The sequence below is a fragment of the Bombilactobacillus bombi genome (genome assembly GCF_013607485.1).
In the GTDB taxonomy this organism is placed as follows: Bacteria; Bacillota; Bacilli; order Lactobacillales; family Lactobacillaceae; genus Bombilactobacillus; species Bombilactobacillus bombi_A.
In genome coordinates this window covers 1-2,576 of the sequence record NZ_SCHP01000097.1, presented here as the reverse complement: position 1 = coordinate 2,576, position 2,576 = coordinate 1, and the positions used below count along the sequence as shown (strand labels likewise).

3 protein-coding genes and 1 pseudogene are annotated in these 2,576 nt (G+C 27.6%); 3 read left to right on the top strand and 1 reads right to left on the bottom strand.

Translation table 11 applies throughout. The features are described 5' to 3' along the window. Positions 1-111 precede the first annotated feature (111 nt). Positions 112-603, top strand: coding sequence for a CPBP family intramembrane glutamic endopeptidase (locus tag EQ827_RS08405; protein ID WP_181190536.1), 492 nt, complete (start codon positions 112-114; stop codon positions 601-603). 29 nt (positions 604-632) lie between these two features. Here the strand turns inward: EQ827_RS08405 and EQ827_RS08400 are convergent. Further along, positions 633-782 (bottom strand): annotated as a pseudogene (locus tag EQ827_RS08400) (IS30 family transposase); the annotation flags it as partial. 159 nt (positions 783-941) lie between these two features. On the opposite strand from EQ827_RS08400, the gene EQ827_RS08395 reads away from it, so the two are divergent. Continuing rightward, entirely contained in the window at positions 942-1,184 is a 243-nt protein-coding gene (locus EQ827_RS08395; RefSeq protein WP_181190535.1) for a hypothetical protein, read from the top strand. A 647-nt stretch (positions 1,185-1,831) separates the two neighbouring features. After that, positions 1,832-2,425, top strand: coding sequence for a CPBP family intramembrane glutamic endopeptidase (locus EQ827_RS08390; RefSeq protein WP_181190534.1), 594 nt, complete (start codon positions 1,832-1,834; stop codon positions 2,423-2,425). The last annotated feature ends 151 nt before the right edge of the window (positions 2,426-2,576 follow it).

The window sequence follows — 2,576 nt, the reverse complement described above, 5'->3', positions numbered from 1 at the left end:
CGTCCCTTAAATAATTAAACTATTTATAAAATAGATATAATTCCACACTTTTCTTTTTATATAATCTCTGTCGTTGTCATATTTTTTCTGACTTATATTACTTATAGGAAATTGAGTGGCACAAGAATTTTAGATCCAAAGATTAAAATTTTAAATATTAATTTTGTAATTATTATTGAAATAATAGCCACAGTTTTGTCAACTGCCATTTTGTATATAGGTAATTATATATTTCATATAGCTAGTACTTCGGGACCAGCAGATAACTTTACTGACAAATTATTACATGTTCACAGCCCTTTACTAATTATCTTAATATTACATTTAGTTATTATTGGTCCAATTTTGGAAGAATTATTATTTCAAGGTATTCTTCAAGGAGGAATATTTAAGTCATTCAACGTTTATATTAATATTTTTATAACTACTTTATTATTTTTATTTGCACATGGACTTTCGATATTTTCTTTTAATGGATTGTCTACATTTATTCCATTGTTAAGTTTTGGTTTAATTTATTTAAAAACTAAAGATATTAAGATGTCATGTTTTGGTCATATGATAAATAATTTATTAGTTACATTGATGCATATACTATTATAGTAAATTTTTAAATATGGCAGATTACAAGTTTAATCTGAACAAGCTCTAAAAACTTCAATGGCAGTCCGATAATTGTGCAGTTTTAAAGGTCGATTATTAATCAGTTCAAGTGCTTCTAACACTTGATCGGCAGTTACTTGTTTAAAGTCAGTTTTCTTAGGAAAGAACCAGCGCAGTTTAAGATGCCAAGTTTATAATACAAAAGATTAAAGGTGACCAAATTGAAAAAATATCGACGTGATTTGCTCATTGAGTATCTTGTTATAATAATTTATCTTTTATTATTGACAGGGCTAATATGGAAGTTTCATTGGTTTAAAAATTTAAAGATACTTTGGATGATAGTTCTATTTTTGGGATTAGCAGTCTTTCAAAAGATTCGTTGGCGCCAACAGCGGCTAAAATTACAACAATTAGCTCAACAAAATCCTAAGGCTTTAAGCACTATTGCCCAAAGATTAAATATAGGGCAATTGGATATACAAGCTATTATACAGGGCAACTATGAAATTCGAGGAAAGAAATTCTACCAATTAGAAGCGGCTGTAGATGAGTACTTAAAAGCTGAGAGAAAAGGTTAAACCAAAAATACTACTCTTGTGGTAATTAAAGTATATTTTAACTAACCAGATGTTATTAAATTATCTATTTACCATATTCGTCTGCCCATTTTTCCAAATCCTTAAATACTAGCACAATTTTTCCCTTTTTCAGTTAAGGGTTAGTTGAATTTGTTTATAGGCTTTCCTATACTCGTAGTACTAGTTAATAAAACATGAATAAAAAGGCTCTCAGAACAAATCTCCAGCAGCTTAAGGAGTACACCGGACAAAACTTAAAAACACCACACAAACATTAAAAATTAAACAAGAAAAATGGCATAATACGGGATAAAATTTTGTGTTATCAACTGCCTAAAAGATTATATCTGTACTCGTTATTCTTTTTTGGTTGTTTGAATTTAATTAGTTGGCTGTGTATTTGCTTTTGTAAAGTAAAAGAGCATAAGAAAACCTGATATCGTGTCTTTAATCCCTAATCATGGATAGCTCCATAAAAATGGATTTATACGTTCGTAACATTGGCCCAGAATTCATGACAATTGTGCGCTTGAATTTAAATAACTTGCATAAAAGAGGAATTAAATAAGAGGAACAGATCATGATTAAAAAGTTATTCAATGTAATTATTCAACTAATATTAGTCTTTATTTCTTATTATTGTTCAATTGCCAACATTATCAGAAACCTTTTGGCGCAATGAAAGTTCTAATCATTATAGTTTAATTAACCACACGTTAGTTTTTATTTGTTCCAGTATTATCGTTGTTAGTATTGTTTATTTTATTTATTTAAAAATTAATGGTACTCCAATATTTTCATCAAAGATAAACTTTAAAAATGTACTAGTAGCTATTAGTTTAGCTATTGCTTCCCATATAGCTCAATCAGTTATTTCTAATTTAACAAAAACAAATAGTAATAAAGATAATTATGATTTTATTTATGTTCTTCATTCTCAGTCACCTATGATTATTATCCTTGTCTGTACAGTAGTAATTATTAGTCCCTTATTGGAAGAGCTAATTTTTCAAGGTATGCTTCAGGGTGGATTATTCAAACATTTAAATCCTATTATTAATATTTTCCTTGTTTCTATTATCTTTGCTCTGGTACACGGCTATTCTATATCTTGGACATCTCTAGCCTTGTTTTTCTCTGTACTTGCTTATTCAATAACATATTATGTAACTATGGATATAAAAATGGCGGTATTATGTCATAGCATCGCTAATTTCATTGCAATTTTAACTATGCTGTAATGCCCTACCATAGATAAAGTACTGTTATTCATAATATAGATTTTTTTATTAGATAATTACTTTAGATAAAATTGTAATACTCTATATAAATTTCACTAAATACGATTATCTTTAAAAAAACTGAAGTTAAAAATAATTCAAATAATTATTT

Coding starts and splice junctions, on each gene's coding strand:
- EQ827_RS08395 (WP_181190535.1), top strand. CDS start 942: ATGATAGTTCTATTTTTGGGATTAGCAGTCTTTCAAAAGATTCGTTGG.